The organism is Mycobacterium avium subsp. avium (genome assembly GCF_009741445.1).
Lineage (GTDB): Bacteria > Actinomycetota > Actinomycetes > Mycobacteriales > Mycobacteriaceae > Mycobacterium > Mycobacterium avium.
Genome location: NZ_CP046507.1, coordinates 621,542 through 639,377, shown reverse-complemented (window position 1 = coordinate 639,377; position 17,836 = coordinate 621,542). Strand labels below are relative to the sequence as shown.

At 71.5% G+C, this 17,836-nt stretch carries 14 protein-coding genes and 1 pseudogene; 5 read left to right on the top strand and 10 right to left on the bottom strand.

What is annotated here, in order from left to right:
• Nucleotides 1-4: 4 nt before the first annotated feature.
• Together MAA44156_RS03180 and MAA44156_RS03175 are read right to left on the bottom strand one after the other, a co-directional pair.
• Nucleotides 5-487 carry a hypothetical protein gene (locus MAA44156_RS03180; protein WP_003874802.1) on the bottom strand — a complete coding sequence of 161 codons (483 nt, stop codon included), beginning with the start codon at nt 485-487 and terminating at the stop codon, nt 5-7.
• Nucleotides 484-1,431, bottom strand: a complete 948-nt coding sequence (locus tag MAA44156_RS03175) for a DUF4129 domain-containing protein (RefSeq protein WP_121035554.1) — start codon at nt 1,429-1,431, stop codon at nt 484-486. Before MAA44156_RS03175 ends, MAA44156_RS03180 begins: the two co-directional genes overlap by 4 nt.
• A 185-nt stretch (nt 1,432-1,616) precedes the next feature.
• Here MAA44156_RS03175 and MAA44156_RS03170 point away from each other — a divergent pair, with 185 nt between their 5' ends.
• Entirely contained in the window at nt 1,617-2,999 is a 1,383-nt protein-coding gene (locus tag MAA44156_RS03170) for an HNH endonuclease signature motif containing protein (protein ID WP_009978504.1), read from the top strand.
• A 647-nt stretch (nt 3,000-3,646) separates the two neighbouring features.
• Here MAA44156_RS03170 and MAA44156_RS03160 read toward each other — a convergent pair.
• Nucleotides 3,647-4,561 carry an SDR family NAD(P)-dependent oxidoreductase gene (locus MAA44156_RS03160; RefSeq protein ID WP_009978506.1) on the bottom strand — a complete coding sequence of 305 codons (915 nt, stop codon included), beginning with the start codon at nt 4,559-4,561 and terminating at the stop codon, nt 3,647-3,649.
• On the bottom strand, nt 4,558-5,160 hold the full coding sequence (locus MAA44156_RS03155) for a TetR/AcrR family transcriptional regulator (protein ID WP_009978507.1): 603 nt from the start codon (nt 5,158-5,160) through the stop codon (nt 4,558-4,560). Before MAA44156_RS03155 ends, MAA44156_RS03160 begins: the two co-directional genes overlap by 4 nt.
• A gap of 57 nt (nt 5,161-5,217) precedes the next feature.
• Here MAA44156_RS03155 and MAA44156_RS03150 point away from each other — a divergent pair.
• Nucleotides 5,218-6,350 (top strand): annotated as a pseudogene (locus MAA44156_RS03150) (phosphotransferase family protein).
• Nucleotides 6,350-7,465 (top strand): Rv3169 family protein, encoded by a 1,116-nt coding sequence (locus MAA44156_RS03145; protein ID WP_009978511.1) that lies wholly within the window; start codon nt 6,350-6,352, stop codon nt 7,463-7,465. The pseudogene MAA44156_RS03150 and the gene MAA44156_RS03145 overlap by 1 nt, the downstream one beginning before the upstream one ends.
• On the opposite strand, the gene MAA44156_RS03140 is transcribed toward MAA44156_RS03145, so the two are convergent.
• On the bottom strand, nt 7,448-8,821 hold the full coding sequence (locus MAA44156_RS03140; RefSeq protein WP_009978513.1) for an LLM class flavin-dependent oxidoreductase: 1,374 nt from the start codon (nt 8,819-8,821) through the stop codon (nt 7,448-7,450). The two genes, MAA44156_RS03145 and MAA44156_RS03140, sit on opposite strands and share 18 nt — an antisense overlap.
• Nucleotides 8,818-10,137 (bottom strand): MFS transporter, encoded by a 1,320-nt coding sequence (locus MAA44156_RS03135; RefSeq protein WP_009978514.1) that lies wholly within the window; start codon nt 10,135-10,137, stop codon nt 8,818-8,820. The genes MAA44156_RS03140 and MAA44156_RS03135 overlap by 4 nt, the downstream gene beginning before the upstream one ends.
• Before the next feature lie 133 nt (nt 10,138-10,270).
• Between MAA44156_RS03135 and MAA44156_RS03130 the strand changes: the two genes are divergently transcribed.
• The gene (locus MAA44156_RS03130) at nt 10,271-11,617 is read left to right on the top strand and encodes a flavin monoamine oxidase family protein (RefSeq protein WP_023879584.1); all 1,347 of its coding nucleotides are present in this window, start codon (nt 10,271-10,273) and stop codon (nt 11,615-11,617) included.
• Here MAA44156_RS03130 and MAA44156_RS03125 read toward each other — a convergent pair.
• The 3 genes from MAA44156_RS03125 to MAA44156_RS03115 form a co-directional block, all read right to left on the bottom strand.
• Nucleotides 11,612-12,562, bottom strand: a complete 951-nt coding sequence (locus MAA44156_RS03125) for an alpha/beta fold hydrolase (protein WP_033716586.1) — start codon at nt 12,560-12,562, stop codon at nt 11,612-11,614. The two genes, MAA44156_RS03130 and MAA44156_RS03125, sit on opposite strands and share 6 nt — an antisense overlap.
• Before the next feature lie 117 nt (nt 12,563-12,679).
• Entirely contained in the window at nt 12,680-13,756 is a 1,077-nt protein-coding gene (locus MAA44156_RS03120) for a helix-turn-helix transcriptional regulator (protein WP_009978518.1), read from the bottom strand.
• 34 nt (nt 13,757-13,790) lie between these two features.
• The gene (locus MAA44156_RS03115; RefSeq protein WP_011725851.1) at nt 13,791-14,963 is read right to left on the bottom strand and encodes a glycosyltransferase; all 1,173 of its coding nucleotides are present in this window, start codon (nt 14,961-14,963) and stop codon (nt 13,791-13,793) included.
• Nucleotides 14,964-15,087: 124 nt separating this feature from the next.
• Between MAA44156_RS03115 and MAA44156_RS03110 the strand changes: the two genes are divergently transcribed.
• On the top strand, nt 15,088-16,017 hold the full coding sequence (locus tag MAA44156_RS03110; protein WP_063967173.1) for a chemotaxis protein CheB: 930 nt from the start codon (nt 15,088-15,090) through the stop codon (nt 16,015-16,017).
• On the opposite strand, the gene MAA44156_RS03105 is transcribed toward MAA44156_RS03110, so the two are convergent.
• Nucleotides 16,014-17,801 carry a CheR family methyltransferase gene (locus MAA44156_RS03105; protein ID WP_009978521.1) on the bottom strand — a complete coding sequence of 596 codons (1,788 nt, stop codon included), beginning with the start codon at nt 17,799-17,801 and terminating at the stop codon, nt 16,014-16,016. The two genes, MAA44156_RS03110 and MAA44156_RS03105, sit on opposite strands and share 4 nt — an antisense overlap.
• Nucleotides 17,802-17,836: the final 35 nt, after the last annotated feature.

Sequence of the window (17,836 nt, the reverse complement as noted above, 5' to 3'; positions counted from 1 at the left end):
CCTGTCATACCTGCTCCAGCTTTCGCAGAATCTCTTCCAGCGCCGCGCGTCCCGGGCCGGGTTGACGCCCACCGGTGCGGGTGACGTTGTTGGGGTTGACCCACTCCCACAGTTCGGCGCCGAAGAGCATCTGCCCGGTCGCCTGGAAGGACGCCGGGTCCTTGGCTTGCCGTTGGCCGGTTGCGATCGCGTAGCGGCGGGCGAGCATCGGGCGCAGGTGCCGGTCCCAGTCGGCCCGGGTGGACTCCGACCACCGGATCGTCGTCTCGGTGGCCGCAAGCCAGCGGCGCAGTGAATCGCCGAGATCGTCGGCGTCGTGCTCGGATTCGCGTTCGGCGCCGCGGCCGAGCGCACGCCGCAGGCTGAGCAGCACCAGGGCCAGCCCGACGCCGGAGGCCGTCAGCACCAGCCGGCGGTCGTGCTGGGTCAGCGCCAGCAGCTCGATCCCGATGATCAAGCAAAGACCCAGGGCCACAGTCTTTTTCATGCGACACTCCGGCTCCCCAGTTCGTCGAGCACCAGCCGCAACACCCGCACCGCCACGTCGCGGTGGCCCTCGTTCATCACGTGCGGGCTGAACCGCGCCTCGGTGAACAGGTTCACCAGCTGGACGGCGTTGTCGGCGTGCAGCGCATGGTGTTCCACCGCGCGGGCCAGCACCTCGCTGGGGGTGTCGAAGTCCTGCGGCACGGCACCGGGAACGTGCGCCAGTTCGCGTTCCATCGCGGCGTAGCAGGCGATGATGGCCTCGCGGGGGTCGCGGCGCAGGTCGGCCATCTCGGCCAACCCGCGTTCGGCCGCACGCGCCAGCGACTCCGAATGTGGTTGCGGCGCCGGGTTTTCGGCCGGTTCGTCGGGGACAGCCGGTGCCGGCGACCGCCACCGGCGCCGCGCGCCGGCCACCGCTGAGGCGACGACCATCAACAGTATCGCGACGGTGCCGGCGAGCAGGATGCCCAGCGTGTCCTGCGACCCGTCGCGCGGACGCTGCGGGTGCTGCGGCGGCGGTGCCGGGGGTGCCGCCGGGTGCGGTGGCGGCGACGCACCGGTGCCGGGCGGCGGGGCGGGCGCGAGCCCGTGCGACGCGAACAGCCGGGCCAACAGCATCACGATCAGCAGCCAGGCCACGATCACGCCGAGCCCGATCAGCAACACCCGCCAGGTCGGGCGGCCCCTGCCGGCGCCCAGCGTCTCCGACAGCGCGCCGGCGGGCGGGGCCGGCGCCCGCGGGTCCTTCAACCGCGCGACGATCGCGACCGCGATCAGCGCCAGCGTCACCGCGAGGATGGCCACCACCAGGCCCAGCGCCGCCCGGCCGCCCGCCTCGCTGCGCGTCGCGTCGTGTTGGGCGGGCAGGTACCCGCGCAGGGCGGCGGCGACCACGAGCAACAGAACGATCAGGGCGACGACCCGCCCCGTCGGCTTGTCCATCCCGGGCATCGGCACACCACTCGACCGGTTGCCTGCCGCTGGTGCGGCACTGGCTTTGCTCATACTTGCACGTCAGGCGGTCCCGGGGCCAGAACCGCCCGCACCGCTTATGCACAGTTGGCGGTTCATCCACAGATTGGCCGCGGACCGGTTCTGTTCGAACATTTGTTCTATACGGTGGTGGCGTGGGCGTTTTCCTGTCATCGGAACAGGCGCGGCAGCGCATCGGCGCCGCGCTCGACGCGATCGACGCTGCCCACGACGTGCTGCGGCGGACGTCGTCGGATCTGGTCGGCACTGGCTTTCGGATCGACGTCGCCGAACGACTCGAAACCCAGGACCGCACCAATCGGGGGCTGATGTACCGCTTCTTCGGCGAAATCGCCGACCCTCCCGACGAGGCAGGGTCGTTGCCGGTGGCGCGCTCCATGCTGTGGGCGCGGCTGCGCGTCAGCCCGGGAGAACTCCGGCGCCGCTTCGCGCTCGCGGCCCGCATCCGACCGCGCCGTTCGCTGACCGGCCCGCCGCTGGACCCCGAGCTGCCGGCATTGGCGGCGGCGGTCGCCTCGGGCGCGGTCGGCGAGGACCACATCCGGGCGGTGTGCGCCGCGGTCGATGCCTTGCCCTGTGCGGTCCCCCGCTCCGCCGCGTCGGACGCTGAGCGCACGCTGGTACGGCATGCGGCCAAACTCGATGCCGCCGTGATCACCAAGCTGGGCCGGCGAATCGCCGACTATCTCAATCCCGACGGCGAGTTCAGCGACGTCGATCGCGCCCGCCGCCGCGGTCTGCACCTGGGGCCGCAGGGCGTCGACGGGATGTCGCGGCTGTCCGGGCTGCTGGATCCCGAGACCCGCGCCTACTTCGAGGCCGTCGCATCGGCGGTGCGGCCCGGCCGTCACCAACCCGAAGGCGGCGGCGATCCGCGGGCACGCGATGAGCGCACGCCGTCGCAGCGTTGCCATGACGCGCTCAAGCTCGGCCTGGAAGTCGCCATCGCCTCGGGCGGTCTCGGCGTGCATCGCGGCCATCCGGTCACCGTGATCGCCAGCACCACGCTGGCCGAGCTCGACCAGGCCGCGCGCGCGGTGGCCGACCCGTCGATTCCGATGCCGGCGCCGGCGCTGACGGGCGGCGGTTCACGATTGCCGATGCCGGACCTGATTCGCATGGCAACCAAGGCAATTCACTATCTGGCGGTGTTCGACGAGCACACCGGCCGGCCCTTGTATCTGGGGCGGCAGAAGCGCGTCGCGACCGCGGATCAGCGGCTCATCTGTTATGCCCGTGACCGCGGCTGCACCCGACCCAATTGCCTTGAGCCCGGTTACCACTGCGAAGTGCATCATGCGCCGGACTGGGCGGACGGCGGCCGGACCGACGCGGACAAGCTGTTTTTCGCCTGCGGTCCCGACCATGGCGCGGTCAGCCGGGGCGAGTGGCGCACCAGTGTCGGCGACGATGGGCGATTGGCCTGGACCGACGGCAACGGGCCACCTCAGACCAACCGGGCACACCATCCCGACGAGCTGCTGCGCGGCGATCCCGACCCGCCCGAAAACGATTGACGGACGCGGCGATCGGCCGTCAAGCCGGTGTCGGCCCCCGGGCGAAGGGATTGCCGGAGTTTTTCCGGTGGTCGTTTTGGTGCCGATCCGCCGGGTAGCCGACGGGAGTCCATCCAATCGACATTGGGGGAAACACATATGGACGACCGAAAGATTCACCTTGTGATCGCGCGCCGCCCACTGGCAGCGCTCGGCGCCGGTGTGGCTGCGCTGGCTGTCAGCGGAGCACTCGGCGCGGGGGTCGCGTCGGCAACCGTGTCCCACGCGATGCCGGGCACCGCAACCGGCCCCGCGGTGAGCTTCCTGCCGAACAACCCGCCGCCACCCGGGCCACCTGGACCGCCCGGTCCTCCCGGGCCGCCCGGACCTCCCGGAGCGCCGGGCGCTCCGGGCGCGGTGGGGCCACCCGGCGGGCCAGGGGCGGTAGGACCTCCCGGCGGGCCGGGGGCGGTAGGACCTCCCGGCGGGCCGGGCGCACCCGGCGCTCCGGGGCCGGTGGGTCCGCCCGGCGGACCGGGCGCACCTGGCGCACCTGGACCTGCCGGGCCTCCGGGTCGCTAAACCCGTGAGCCGCGGTGGGGGACGGTGCAACGCCTCCCCCACCGCGGTGATGCGGGCCAGAAGAACCTAGTCCAAGCTGCCAGAACCTAGTCCAAGCCGAAGGGACGGAAGCTGCCGTCCAGCACCTGCAGGTGACCGATGGTGCGGCCGGTGACCCTGCCGGGATCTACCAGCGCCAATTCCACTGCGGCCCGGGCGAATTCGTCCGCCGACGCGGTGTCGTCGAAATCGCGGGCGTAGTAGGAAAGCCCCGGCGTGAGGATCGGTTTGGACGGCGACAGCGCATTGACCGCGATGCGATGGTCGGCGAGATCGTATGCCACACACTGGGTCAGGTGTTCGAGCGCGGCCTTGGACCCGCCGTACCCGGGCAGCACCCCGCCGCTGCGATCGGCGTACGGGCAGTCACCCGGCAGCCGGGAGGCGACCGAGGTGATGTTGATGATCGCTCCGCCGCCCGCCCCGATCATGTCCGGGCACACCCTCTGCATCAGTTCGTAGGCGGCGAAGACGGCGATGTCGAAATGCCGCCGGTAGGCGTGCAGCGGCGTGCTGACGAAGCCCGGCCAGCCCGGTTTGGCGCCGCCGGACGCCGGTTTGGCGCCGCCCGACGCTGGTTTGGCGCGCGCCTCGCCGCCGGCCGCCGGTTTGGCGCGCGCCTCGCCGCCGGGCGCCGGCGGCCTGCCGGGCGCGGTGAAGGCCGCATTATTGACCAGAATCGTGATGGGGCCCAACGCCTCTCGAGCCGAATCCACCAGCCGCGCGACGTCGTCGCGGTCGGTCAGATCGGCCCGCACCGGCACCGCGCGCCCACCGGCGGCCTCGATGTCGGCGACCGTGGACCCGATGGTGCCCGGCAACCGGTCGTCCCAGACTTGCTCGGTCCGCCCGGCGACCGCCACCGCGGCGCCCTCGCTCGCCAGGGCCAGCGCGATGGCCCGGCCCAGGCCACGGCTGGCGCCGGTGACGATCGCGGCGCGGCCGGCCAGCCGGCCCGTCACCGCCGCACCCCGTGCACCACGATCGCCGTCGTCTGCTCCACCCACGCGTCGTCGAGTTCCTCCTCCGGGCGCAGCAGCATCCGCAGCATCGTCGCTCCCCCGATCAACTCGATCAACCGGTCCGGATCCACGTCGGGATGCGCCTCGCCGCGGTCCACCGCCTCGCGCAACCGCACCCGCACCGCGGTGAACAGGTCCGCGAACCGCGACATCACCCGGGCGTTGAGCGCGGGATCGGCCGTCATGTCGGCCACCAGGCCGGGCAGCGCGGCGCGCACCACGGGCGTGGTGAACACGTCGCGCGTGGCCTCGATCATCATCCGCATGTCGGCGGCGATGTCGCCGGCCGGCGCCTCCAGCGCGGTCGGGGCCGTCGGGAAGGCCGCCTCGTGCACCAGTTCGGCCTTGCTCGACCAGCGCCGGTACAGCGCCGATTTGGTGGTGCCGGCACGCTCGGCGACCGCCGCCAGACTGATATTCGAATAGCCCGTTTGGACAAGCAGTTCCGCGGTCGCCGATAGGATGGCCGAGTCGATGCGCGGATCGCGGGGGCGGCCGGCGCCGGGGGCCTTGTCAAGGCCGGACGGGTCTGCTTTCATAACGCTACCTACCGTATCGTAATTGCCGCGAAAAAGTCTCAAGGAATGGAGGCACCCGTGGCTACAGAACCGGCGGTCGACAACGTCGACCGGCTGCAGCGCTCGAGCCGCGACGTCACCACCGTGCCGGCGGTGATGTCACGCTGGCTTTCCACCGTACTGCCGGAGGGCGCCGAACCCGAGGTGACCGTGGAAAGCGGCGTGGATTCGACGGGCATGTCGTCGGAGACCATCATCCTGACCGCCCGGTGGCGGCAGGACGAACGCCCGACCGAGCAGAAGCTGGTGGCGCGGGTGGCCCCGACCGCCGAGGACGTCCAGGTCTTCCCGACCTACCGGCTCGACCACCAATTCGAGGTGATCCGCAAGGTCGGTGAGCTGACCGACGTGCCGGTGCCCCGGGTGCGCTGGCTGGAGAACACCGGCGAGGTGCTCGGCACCCCATTCTTCGTGATGGACTACGTCGACGGGCTGGTGCCGCCCGACGTCATGCCCTACACGTTCGGCGGCAACTGGTTCGCCGACGCGCCCGCCGAGCGGCAACGCGAACTGCAGGACGCCACCGTCGGCGTGCTGGCCAAGCTGCACTCGATTCCCAACGCGGCGAACACCTTCGGCTTCCTCACCGAGGGGCAGACCGGCGACACGGCGCTGCGCCGGCACTTCAACTGGGTGCGGTCCTGGTATGACTTCGCGGTGCCCGACATCGGCCGGTCGCCGCTGCTGGAGCGCACCTTCGACTGGCTGGAGGCGCACTGGCCGGCCGCGGCGGACGCCGCCGAGCCGGTGCTGCTGTGGGGCGACGCCCGGGTGGGCAATGTGTTGTACCGCGACTTCGTCCCGGTTGCGGTGCTGGACTGGGAGATGGTGACCCTGGGGCCGCGCGAGCTCGACGTGGCGTGGATGATCTTCGCGCACATGGTTTTTCAGGAGCTCGCCGGTCTGGCCACGCTGCCCGGCCTGCCCGGGGTGATGCGCGAGGACGACGTGCGCGCCACCTATGAACGGCTGACCGGCGTCGAGATCGGGGACCTGCACTGGTTTTACGTGTACTCCGGGGTCATGTGGGCGTGCGTGTTCATGCGCACCGGCGCGCGCCGGTGCATTTCGGCGAGACCGAAAAACCCGACGACGTCGAATCGCTGTTCTACCACGCGGGATTGATGAAAAGACTTATAGGAGAAGAGTGATGCTCGGACCGCTCGACGAATACCCGGTACATCAGATCCCGCAGCCCATCGCGTGGCCGGGCTCCTCGGACCGCAACTTCTACGACCGCTCCTACTTCAACGCCCATGACCGAACCGGGAACATCTTCGTCATCAGCGGCATCGGATACTACCCCAACCTCGGGGTCAAGGACGCGTTCTTCCTCGTCCGGCGCGGGGACACCCAGACCGCGGTGCACCTGTGCGACGCCATCGACCAGGACCGGCTCAACCAGCACGTCAACGGCTACCGGATCGAGGTGAAAGAGCCGCTGCGCAAGCTGCGTCTGGTGCTCGACGAAACCGAAGGCGTGGCAGCCGATCTCACCTGGGAGGGGCTGTTCGACGTGGTGCAGGAGCAGCCGCACATCCTGCGTTCGGGCAACCGGGTGACGCTGGACGCGCAGCGCTTCGCCCAGCTGGGCAGCTGGAGCGGGCGCATCGTCATCGACGGCCAGGAGATCGCGGTCGACCCCGCGACCTGGATCGGCAGCCGCGACCGGTCCTGGGGCATCCGGCCGATCGGGGAGCCCGAGCCGGCCGGCCGGCCCGCCGACCCGCCGTTCGAGGGCATGTGGTGGCTGTACGTCCCGATGGCGTTCGACGACTTCGCGATCGTGCTGATCATCCAGGAGCAGCCCGACGGGTTCCGCTCGCTCAACGACTGCACCCGGATCTGGCGCGACGGCCGGGTAGAGCAACTGGGCTGGCCGCGGGTCAAGATCCACTACCGCTCCGGCACCCGCATCCCAACCGGCGCGACCATCGACGCCAGCGCCCCCGACGGCACGCCGGTGCACTTCGACGTGGAGTCCAAGCTGCCGGTGCCGATCCACGTCGGCGGCGGCTACGGCGGCGACTCGGACTGGCTGCACGGCATGTGGAAGGGCGAGAAGTTCACCGAGCGGCTGACCTACGACATGACCGACCCGGCGATCATCGCGCGCTCGGGCTTCGGGGTGATCGACCACGTGGGCCGGGCGATCTGCCGCGACGGCGACAAGGCCCCGGTGGAGGGCTGGGGCCTCTACGAGCACGGCGCGCTGGGGCGCCACGACCCGTCCGGATTCTCCGACTGGTTAACGGTCGCGCCGTAACCGGTACGCCGCCCCGGGGTGGTCGTCGCCGAGCAGCGGCCCCGCGGCCCCCAGGCGTTCGCGCAGCGTCGAACCCGGCACCTGCTCGGGCACGTGCCCGCGCCGGCGTAGCTCGGGCACAACGAATTTCGCGAAATCGACGAAGGTGCCCGGGGTGGTCACGTAGGCCACGTTGAACCCGTCGACGTCGGCGTCGTCGACCCAACGCTCGAGTTCGTCGGCGACCTCGGTCGGTGACCCCACCAGCACCGGGCCGCGCCCGCCGATGCCGATCTCGGCGGCCAGCTCGGCCACCGTCCAGGCCCGCCCCGCGGTGGTGAACGACGCCAGCGCCGAGCGGTTGGCGTCGGTTTCGACGTAGGTCAGCGGTTCGTCGGGGTCCAGCTCGGCCAGATCCACCCCGGTCCAGCCGCCGAACAGGGCCAGCGCCCCGCGGGGGCTGACGAAGCGCCGGTATTCGGCCAGTTTGGCGACGGCCGCGTCGTGCGTCTCGGCGACCACCGGGGTCACCATGGTGAACACCTTGACCGCCCGCGGGTCCCGGCCCAGCTGCGCGGCGGCCGTCCGCAGCGCCCGCACGGGCTCGCGCACCACCTGCGCCGTCGGCCCGGAGACGAAGACCGCCTCGGCGTGAGCCGCGGCGAAGCGGATACCGCGCGGTGAGGCCCCGGCCTGGAACAGCACCGGGGTGCGTTGCGGCGACGGCTCGCACAGGAACGGCCCGGGCACCGAGAAGTAGCGGCCCTTGTGCTCGATGTCGTGCACCTTGGCGGGGTCGGTGAACACGCCGCGCTGCCGGTCGCGCAGCACGGCGCCGGCCTCCCACGAGCCCTCCCACAGCTTGTAGCAGACCTCCAGATATTCGTCGGCGATCTCGTAGCGCTGGTCGTGCGGGATCTGGGCGTCCAGGCCCAAATTGCGTGCGGCACTGTCCAAATAGGATGTGACGATGTTCCACGCCACCCGGCCGCCGGTGAGGTGGTCCAGCGTGGAGAGCCGGCGCGCCAGGGCATACGGCTGCTCGTAGGTCAGCGACAGGGTGATGCCGAATCCCAGCGTCTCGGTCACCGCCGCCATCGCCGAGACCGCGGCGCTCGGTTCGTTGACCGGGAACTGCGCGGCGTCGACGACGGCGGCGTCGCGGGAGGCGCCGTAGATGTCGTAGACGCCGAGCACGTCGGCCAAAAACAGCGCGTCGAACCCGCCCGCCTCCAGCGTGCGGGCCAGCTCCGTCCAGTAGCTCAGCTCGCGGTACCGGTGGCCCTGGTCGTCGGGGTGCCGCCACAGCCCGGCCGACTGATGCCCGACGCAAGCCATGTCGAAGGCGTTGAGGTAGATCCGGCGGGCCGCGCTCATCCGATCGGCTCCCCGCGCGTCTCCCGGGCCGCGCAGGCGGCGCCCACGGTGATCGCCGCCAGCACCGCGAAATAGCCGACGATCAACCACGGCCGGCCGCCCCCGGCGACCAGCAACGACGCCGCGATCAACGGCGCGAACCCGCCGGAGAGCACGGCGCCGATGTGATATCCCAGGCTCGATCCGCTGTAGCGCACCCGGGTGTCGAACAGTTCGGCGAACCAGGCGGCCTGCGGACCGTACATCGCATCGTGAACGACGTTGACGCCGAACACGATTGCCACGACCACCAGCACCGCCGAGCCGGTGCCGGCGGCGACGAAGAACAACACCAGCGCCACGACCGACGCCAGCGCGCCGAACAGATACGGCGGCCGCCGCCCGACCCGGTCCGACAGCAGCGCCCAGCCCGGCGTGCTGAGAAACCCCAGCGCCGACGAGATCAGCACCGCGACCAGCCCCACACCGCTGCCCTTTCCGAATGAATCCTGAAGGTAGCTAAGCGAATACGTGGTCAACAGCACGAACAGCCCGATCTGCGACAGGCGCAGGCCGGTGGTGATGACGACGTTGCGCGCGTCGGTGCGCAGCACCTGCACGATCGGCAGCCGGGCCAGCTCGTCGCGGCTTCTGAGCCGGTCGAAGACTTCGGCGTCGGTGAGCCGCAGCCGCACGAACAGACCGACCGCCACCAGAAAGATGCTGAGCAGGAACGGGATTCGCCATCCGAAGCCGAGGAAGGCGGCGGGCCCGGTGGCCTTGCGGACACCGAAGAACACCGACGTCGCCAGCAGCATGCCGGCCGGGGAGCCCAGCTGGGTGAAGCTGCCGAACAGGCCGCGGCGGCCCGGCGGCGCATGCTCCACCGACAGCACCGCGGCCCCACCCCATTCCGCGCCCACGGCCAGCCCCTGCACCACCCGCAGCGACGCCAGCAGGGCCGGCGCCGCCAGCCCGGCCTCGGCGTAGGTCGGCAGCGCCCCGATCGCGGTGGTGACCAAACCCATCACCAGCAGCGCGGCCACCAGCACGGTCTTGCGGCCCAGCCGGTCACCGAAGTGGCCGGACAGCACCGCACCGAGCGGGCGGGCCCCGAATCCGGCGGCGTAGGTGGCGAACGAGGCCAGCGTCCCGGCGGACGGCGAGATGTTGGGGAAGAACAGCGGTTTGAACACCAGCGCCGACGCGGTCGCGTACAGGTAGAAGTCGTACCACTCGATGGTGGTGCCGATCATGCTGCCCGCAGCGACGGTGCGCAGCCCCGGCCGGGCGGGAAGGTCGCCGGCCGAAGCGGCGGCCGGGCTGGTCAGAGTCACGCGGTTGCAGGGTAATGAACCCGTCGGCGCCGGCGAATGTTTGCCATCGCCGTGATGCGAACGCCGGGCGGATGCGCTGGGGCTTTGCCACAATTCGCCGACAAACCCCGCGAAATGCGGTTCACTAGAGCGCGTGTCAGGGCCGCCGCGGATCGTCGACGTCGTCGTGGTCGGCGCCGGCTTTGCCGGGCTGGCCGCCGCCCGCGAGCTCAACCGGCAGGGCCATGACGTGGTGGTCTTCGAGGGCCGCGACCGGGTGGGCGGGCGGTCGTTCACCGGCAGCGTCGCCGGGCTGCCGGCCGATCTGGGCGGGACGTTCGTCGGGCCCACCCAGGACGCGGTGCTGGCGTTGGCGGCCGAACTCGAGGTGCCGACCACCCCGACGCACCACGAGGGCAAGAACCTGATCCACTGGCGCGGCTGGACGCACGCCTACCACGGCACCATTCCCAAGCTGTCCCTGACCGGCCTGCTGGACATCGGCCGGCTGCGCTGGCAGTTCGACCGGATCGCCCGCAGCATTCCGCTGGCGGCGCCGTGGGAGGCCCGGCGGGCGGCCGAACTGGACGGCCTGTCGCTGGGCGGCTGGCTGCGCTCGGTGCGCGCCACCGCCTCGTCGCACGCGCTGCTAGCGATGGTGGCCCGGGTGACCTGGGGATGTGAGCCCGACGAGGTGTCGATGCTGCACGCCGCCCGGTACGCGCACGCGGCCGGCGGGCTGGACCGGCTGCTCGACGTCGAGGACGGCGCCCAACAGGACCGCTTCCCCGGCGGCACCCAGCAGATCGCCGCGGCCGCGGCCGCCGAACTGGGCGCACGGGTGGTGCTGGGCGCGCCGGTGCGCCGGATCGAGCGGCACGGCGCGGGCGTGACCGTGCGCACCGACCTCGGCGACACCGAGGCCGGGTTCGTCATCGTGGCCATCCCGCCGGCGCATCGCGCCGCGATCGAGTTCGCCCCGCCGCTGCCCGCCGAGTACGAGCAGCTGGCCCGGCACTGGCCGCAGGGCCGGCTCAGCAAGGCCTACGCGGCCTATTCCACCCCGTTTTGGCGGGCCGACGGCTTCTCCGGGCAGGCGCTGTCGGACGAGGGCCCGGTTTTCATCACCTTCGACGTCAGCCCGCACCCGGACGGCCCAGGCATCCTGATGGGTTTCGTGGACGCCCGCACCTTCGACTCGCTGCCCGCCGACCAGCGCCGCCGCGACGCATTGCGTTGTTTCGCAACGCTTTTCGGCGACGACGCGCTCAAGCCCCTCGACTATGTCGATCACCGTTGGGGCGCTGAGGAATTCGCGCCCGGCGGACCCACCGCGGCGGTGCCGCCGGGCTCGTGGACCCGGTTCGGGCGGTGGCTGCGCGAACCCGTCGGGCCGATCCACTGGGCCGGCACCGAAACCGCCGACGAGTGGACCGGATTCCTCGACGGCGCCATCCGCTCCGGCCGGCGCGCCGCCGCCGAGGTGACCGCCCTGCTATGAGCTGATCCGGTGGGTGGGCAGGTTGCGGGTCGCAGATTCGGCGAGCGCCCGCAGCCGCCGGTTCACCTCCCGCGGGTGTTCCAGCATCGAGCAGTGCCCGCCGGGCAGCTCCACCAGCTCGATCAGGTTCGGCAGGCCCTCGGCGATCCTGCGGGACTGGCGGATGGGTGTCAGCCGGTCCCGTTCGCTGCCGATGACCAGCGTCGGCACCGTCAGCCCGGCCAGGTCCAGGTAGCGCGACCCCAGGGCGGAGACCAGCGCCCGCGCGCAGCCGGCCCGCCCCGCCGGCGCGGTGTTCTCGAACAGCTCGTAGACCAGCCGGGCGATGGCCGGGTCGGCGTCGCGGCCGGTGGCCAGCAGCGCGACCAGATGGCGGCTCGGGACGCGGGCCGCCCGCGGGACCGCGAACCCGGCGAACGCGCCGATCAGCACGCGCCCGGCCAGCACCCGGGCCGGCGACAGGCTCGGCGGCACCGAGAGCAGCTGCACCTGCCGGATCAGCTCACCGCTGGTGGTGTTGATCAGTGCGACGGCGTCCGCGCGCCGGGAAACCTTGTGCCGGTAGCGGTTTGACCATGCGGCGATGGTGATGCCGCCCATCGAGTGCCCGGCCAACACCGCCCGCTCGTGCGGCGCTAGCGTCGCCTCCAGCACCGAATCCAGATCGGCGGCAAGGTGTTTGAGGCTGTAGCCGGTGGCCTTCGGCACGCCGCTGCGGCCGTGGCCGCGATGGTCGTAGGCGATCACCCGGTAGTCACGGGCCAGGTCGTCGATCTGGTATGCCCAGGCGCGGATGGCGCAGGTGATGCCGTGGGTCAGCACGATCGGATACCCGTCCGGCGGACCGAACACCTGCGCGTGCAGCCGGGTGCCGTCGACCGCCCGGACCGTGACGGTGCGACTCGGCGGCAACCGGTCGGGGAACGGGTCCGTTCGAGCCCTCATCGCCGCTCCCCCTTCGAACGCGGCCCCGTCGCCGCAGCTAAAGGATCAGACGATCTTATCGCCAAGTTCGGTTCGCTTTTGGTAAATCGGGCAAACGATTCTTCTCTCGCGCTTCCGTCACACCGCCGTCTGCTGCCGCAGCGTGGTGTGCGGGCTCTGGCCGTAGGTCTGCCGGTAGAGCACCGCGAACCGTCCGGTGTGCGCGAACCCCCAGCGCTGGGCGATCTCGGTGACCGTCGAGGAGGCGGTCGTCGCGGCCACCAGCTCCTGGTGCGCGCGGCTGAGCCGGACCCGGCGCATGTACTCGGTCGGGGTGGTGTCGAGCTGGCGGCGGAACAGGTACTGCACCGCGCGCGGCGTCAGGTGCACCGCGGCCGCGACATCGTTGATGCCGATGTCCTCGGCGGCGTGGCGGTGGATGAAAGACACCGCCTCCTTGAGGGTTTCGGGCAGGGCGAGATCGCTGACCGGATCCTGCTCGGTCAGGTTGGACGGATAGCACTCGAGCAGCGCGCCGGCCAGCAGGCCGGCCATCCCGGCGGCGATCAGCGGTTGCCGGGCGGTGTCGGGCGAGGCGAGCGTCAACATCGCGTAGTCCAGCGCGCGATGCCAGGCCCGCACCGCGGCCCGCGAGCGCGGCCGCCAGTTCAGGAACTGGGTCTGTTGCGACAACGCGGTGTGCCATTCCGCGGCGACTTTCTGCAGCACCTCCGCCGCGATGGTCACCACATCGAAACGCGCTCCGTGGCAATGCAATACGCAGGCCATGCCGTGGGCGACGAGGAGCGGGAAGTCCGGGGTGGCCAGCGGGCCGCCGGCCACGTTGAGCGCACCGGCCCGCGGCTGGATCACGACGACGGTGTCGCCCGCCGGGATCTCGAGGGTCATCCTGCCCTGGATGGCCACCTCGTCGACCGTCATCGATCCGGTGTCGCTGCGCCGATGCGACACGACGCAGTGGTTGGTCACCCCGGCGATCCGCCAGCCCGGGTCATAGGCCGTGGCGAAGAACCGGCGCGCCGACTGCGCGTCGGCGCCGCGAAACTGCTTGTATTCCACCGCAACGGGGCGGGCCCGGCGCTCGCCGTTGACCGCGAGCACCGGATCGACCGGACCGTAATCGGACCGGGCCGCCTCGGCCGGCGCACCGACCGGCGCGCCGTCGTCGCGGACCGTCATGGTGGTCAGGCCCATGACCGGCCCGGGGGGAAGACCGTGGGCGGGCGCGTCATCGCAGCACCGCGTCGCCGTCGAGGGGCGCGGCCGGCTCGTGCACCCCGAGGCTTTGGTAGATGTTCAGCGCGTCCAGCGCGATCCGCTGCCAGGCGAAGCGCGACTGCGCGCGGCTGCGTCCGGCCGCACCCATGCTTTCGCATTGAAACTTCTGGGCCAGCAGCCTTCTCAGCGCGGCGGCCAATCGCGCGGGATTCTCCGGCGACACCACGATGCCGGTGATGTCGTCGAGCACCACGTCGGACAGCACCCCCACGGTGGCCACGACCACCACCACCCCGCTGGCCATCGCCTGCAGCACCGGGGTGGGGCGCGGCGGCCGGCGCGGCGTGCACACCAGCACGTCGGCCGAACGGAGCAACCGGGGCAGCTCGTCGCCGCCGACCGGTCCGGCGAAGCGGACCCGGTCCGCCACCCCGAGGTGCACCGAAAGGCGCAGCAACCGGGCTCGCGCGCCGTCGTGCCCGTCGCCGCCGGGGTCGGTCTCGGCGATCACCAGCTCCGCACCGCGAACCTTGGGCAGTGCCCGGATGGCGAGATCGATACCGTTGTGCCACAACGGGTTTGGCGCCACGTACAGGATGCGCTGCAGGGCCCCACGGGAGTCCGCCGGGCCGGTCGGGGTGTAGCGCTCGGCGTCCACCCCGCAGGTCAGGGCGGATACCCGCACCCGGCGCCGGCGCAGCCGGGCCAGCGCGTCGACGTCGGCGCTGCTCTCCCCGGTCACCCAGTTCGCGCTGCGGGCCAGCAGCGGCTCGATGCGTTGGCGTTCGGTGCCGCGTTCGCCGTCGTGGCCGCGCGCCGTCGCGGCCAGGCCCAAAAACGACTGCACGGTCGGAATGTGGCGCCGCCGGGCGGCCAATTGGGCGGCCAGCCCGCCCAGCCAGCCGTAGGCGTGCACCACGTCGGGCCGGTCCTTGGACCAGATCCGCTCGAGGGCGCCCGCCCAGTCCCCGACGTAGGGCAGCACGTCGACCGGCGCGGCCGCGTCGCGCGGGCCCACCGGCACCGACACCCGCCGGTAGCCGTCCGGGGCGCTGCCCCCGCGTCGCCGCCCGGCCCGCCGCAGGCAGGTGGTGACGTCATGGCCCTGGGCCGCCAGCGCGGCACCCAACTGTTCGGGGTCCTCCCCGACGACGTCATCGCCGCTGACAATTGCAATTCTCAACTGCAATTCCCTCCGCGCGCCATCGTCCGTCCGCCAACATCGGGTGGCATACCCCGGCCCGGGACGGACAAACGGCCCGGATCACCTCTTCGGCGCGCACCCGTCACGGCCAGCGCCGCCGGAAATGCGCCGACGGGTGGAGACTGAACGGGTGACGACTGAGGCGGATCGGCCCGGAGTCGAGCTGGTGGCGCTGGTGGCGTCGGCGGGCGGCTTGGAGGCGCTGACCACCGTGCTGCGGGATCTGCCGCGCGATTTTCCCGCCGCCGTCGTCGTCCAGCAGCACCTGGCCGGTCATGACAGCCTGCTGGCCACCATCCTGACCCGGCAATCGGGGCGGCCGGTCGGCTGGGCGGCCAACGGGCGAGCCGTCACGCCCGGGGAGGTGGTCATCTGTCCGCCGGGCAAGGCGCTGGAGCTGACGCCGCAGGGCCGCTGGCGGCTGCACGGCGCACAGCAGCACGGGGCGCGGGGCGCCGACGTGTTGTTGACCTCGATCGCCGGCTCCTACGGACCGCGAGGCGTCGCCGTCGTGCTGTCGGGGTCCGGGCGCGACGGCGCGGCGGGCACCGTCGCGATGCGCCGGGCCGGCGGCGTGGTGATCGCCGAGAGCCCGGCCACCGCCCTGTACCCGTCGATGCCGATCGCGGCCGCGCAGGCCGGTGCCGATCTGGTGCTCGGGATCGGCGAGATCGCCCCCGTGCTGGCCGACCTGGTCCACGGGTTGCCGCTGCCGCGACGATCGCCGCCGGCAGACGCGCCGGACGAGGCCTACCTGAATGGCGGCGTCGACCCGGACGGCATCTTCGCCCGGCTGGCGGCCCGGTTCGGCGCCAACACCCCGGCAGCGCGCGCCGAACTCGCCCGGCTGCGCGCGGCCGAACTGCGCCGCCGCCGCCAGGAGCTGTCCGCCGGGGTCGGCGCCACCCGGGAGACGGTGGCCACGGCGCGGCGCCGGGCCGAGGAGTCGCGCCGGCGCGCCCTGCTGGCCCACCGGGCCGCCGACGAGGCGTGGGCGCGCTCCGAACAGGAGCACCGCGACCGGGACGGCTAGCCCACCACGTCCATCAGCAGCAGCGCCCCGCCGACGGTTCCCTCGTTGCCGCGAAACGACGTGCAGGTGACCCGCACCCGGGCCGGGCGGCCGCGCCGGTTGACCGCATCCACCACGACCTCACCGGAGCCGTCCGGGTCGACGAACGCGTTGCCGATCAGCGGACGCACCGCGTCCAGCGGCAGCCCGATGTCCAGCGCGGTCAGCATGGTGCCCGTCGTCTCGTCGGCCCGCAGCCCCCACAGCTCTTCGCAGCCCCGGTTCCACAGGACCACCTTCATCTCGCGGTCCACCACCACCATGCCCATCCGCACCGAGTCGACCAACGAATCCAGGAAGCTCTTCGCGTCGTCGAGTTCCAGGCTGCGTTCGCGCAGCATGTCGTTGATGGTGTGCAGTTCGTCGTTGGTGGACTGCAGCTCCTCGTTCATCGTCTCGAGTTCTTCGTTGGTGGACTGCAGCTCCTCGTTGGTGGTCTCGAGCTCCTCGTAGGCCGCCTCCAGCTGGCGGTTGGTCTGCACCACCTTGTCCAGCAGCGCGCGCGTCGCGGTCACGTCGAAGAACACGATGGACACGCCGAGCAGGCCGTTCTCGGCGTCGACGAGCGGGTTGACGTGGATCTCGAACCACACCGTCTCGGCGCCGGGCCGCTGCCATTTGACGTCCTGGATGCGCGCCGAGCGCCGCTCCACCTTCGCCTGCTCCAGGTAGGCGCGCAGCTCGACGGGACGGTAGGACACCTCGAGATCGCGCAGCAGCCGGCCGATGTCGCGCGCCGAGAGCCCGAAGACCGTCTCGGCCTGCTGGTTGATCATCGCGACGGTGTCCTCGCCGGTCACCACGATCTGGGCCACCGGGCTGGCCCGGAACGCCAGATCGCGCACCGTCGCCAGCCCCGGCAGGTCAGCGTGGCGTTCGTAGAACGCGCCCGCCGGGTCGTAGTGGTCCAGGCCGCTGTGGCTGCCGACCGCCTTGCGGAAGATCCGGTGCTTGAGGCTCAGCGGGGTGAACCGGTCACCGTGGCTGAGCAGCATCTCGGCGTGCCCCAGAAACAGCGTGCCCTGCGGGGCAAGCGCAAAATGCAAGCGCCCCAACACATTTCGCTGGGTCTCGGCGTTCAGATACATCAGCGTGTTGCGGCACACCAGCAGGTCCACCCGGGAGATCGGCGCATCCTTGACCAGGTCGTTGCGGCCGAAGATCACCGCCCGGCGCAGATCCTTGTGAAAAACGTAGCGGCCGTTGACCTGTTCGAAGTAGCGGGCCAGCAGATCCGCCGGCACCGACTCGACCGCCCGGGCGTCGTAGGAGGCGCCGCGCGCCTCGGTCAGCGCGTCCTCGTCGACGTCGGTGGCATAGATCTTCACCCGCTGCCGGAACGCGTCGAAGCCCAGCGCCTCGGCCAGCAGCATCGCCAGCGTGTAGGCCTCCTGGCCCGAGGCGCACCCCGCACTCCACACCCGGATCGGATCGTTGGGCCCGCGTTCGGCCAGCAGCCGCGGAATGACTTCGGCGGCGACGAACTCCCAGGCGTCCGGGTCGCGGAAGAACGAGGTGACGTTGATCAGGATGGTGTTGAACAGCGCGGTGAACTCGTCGGAGCTGGCCTGCAGGAAGTCCAGGTACTCGTCGAAGGCGGTGTAGCCCGCCTGGTCCATCCGGTGCCGGACGCGGCGCATCAGCGAGGTGCGCTTGTAGCCGGTGAAGTCGAAGCCGCGCGAATCCCGCATGTACCGCAACAAGGCCTCGAATGCCTCGTCGGCCTCGTCAGTCGTGGAATTCATCCAAGTCCCGTCTGATAAGGGTGCCGAAGGACTTG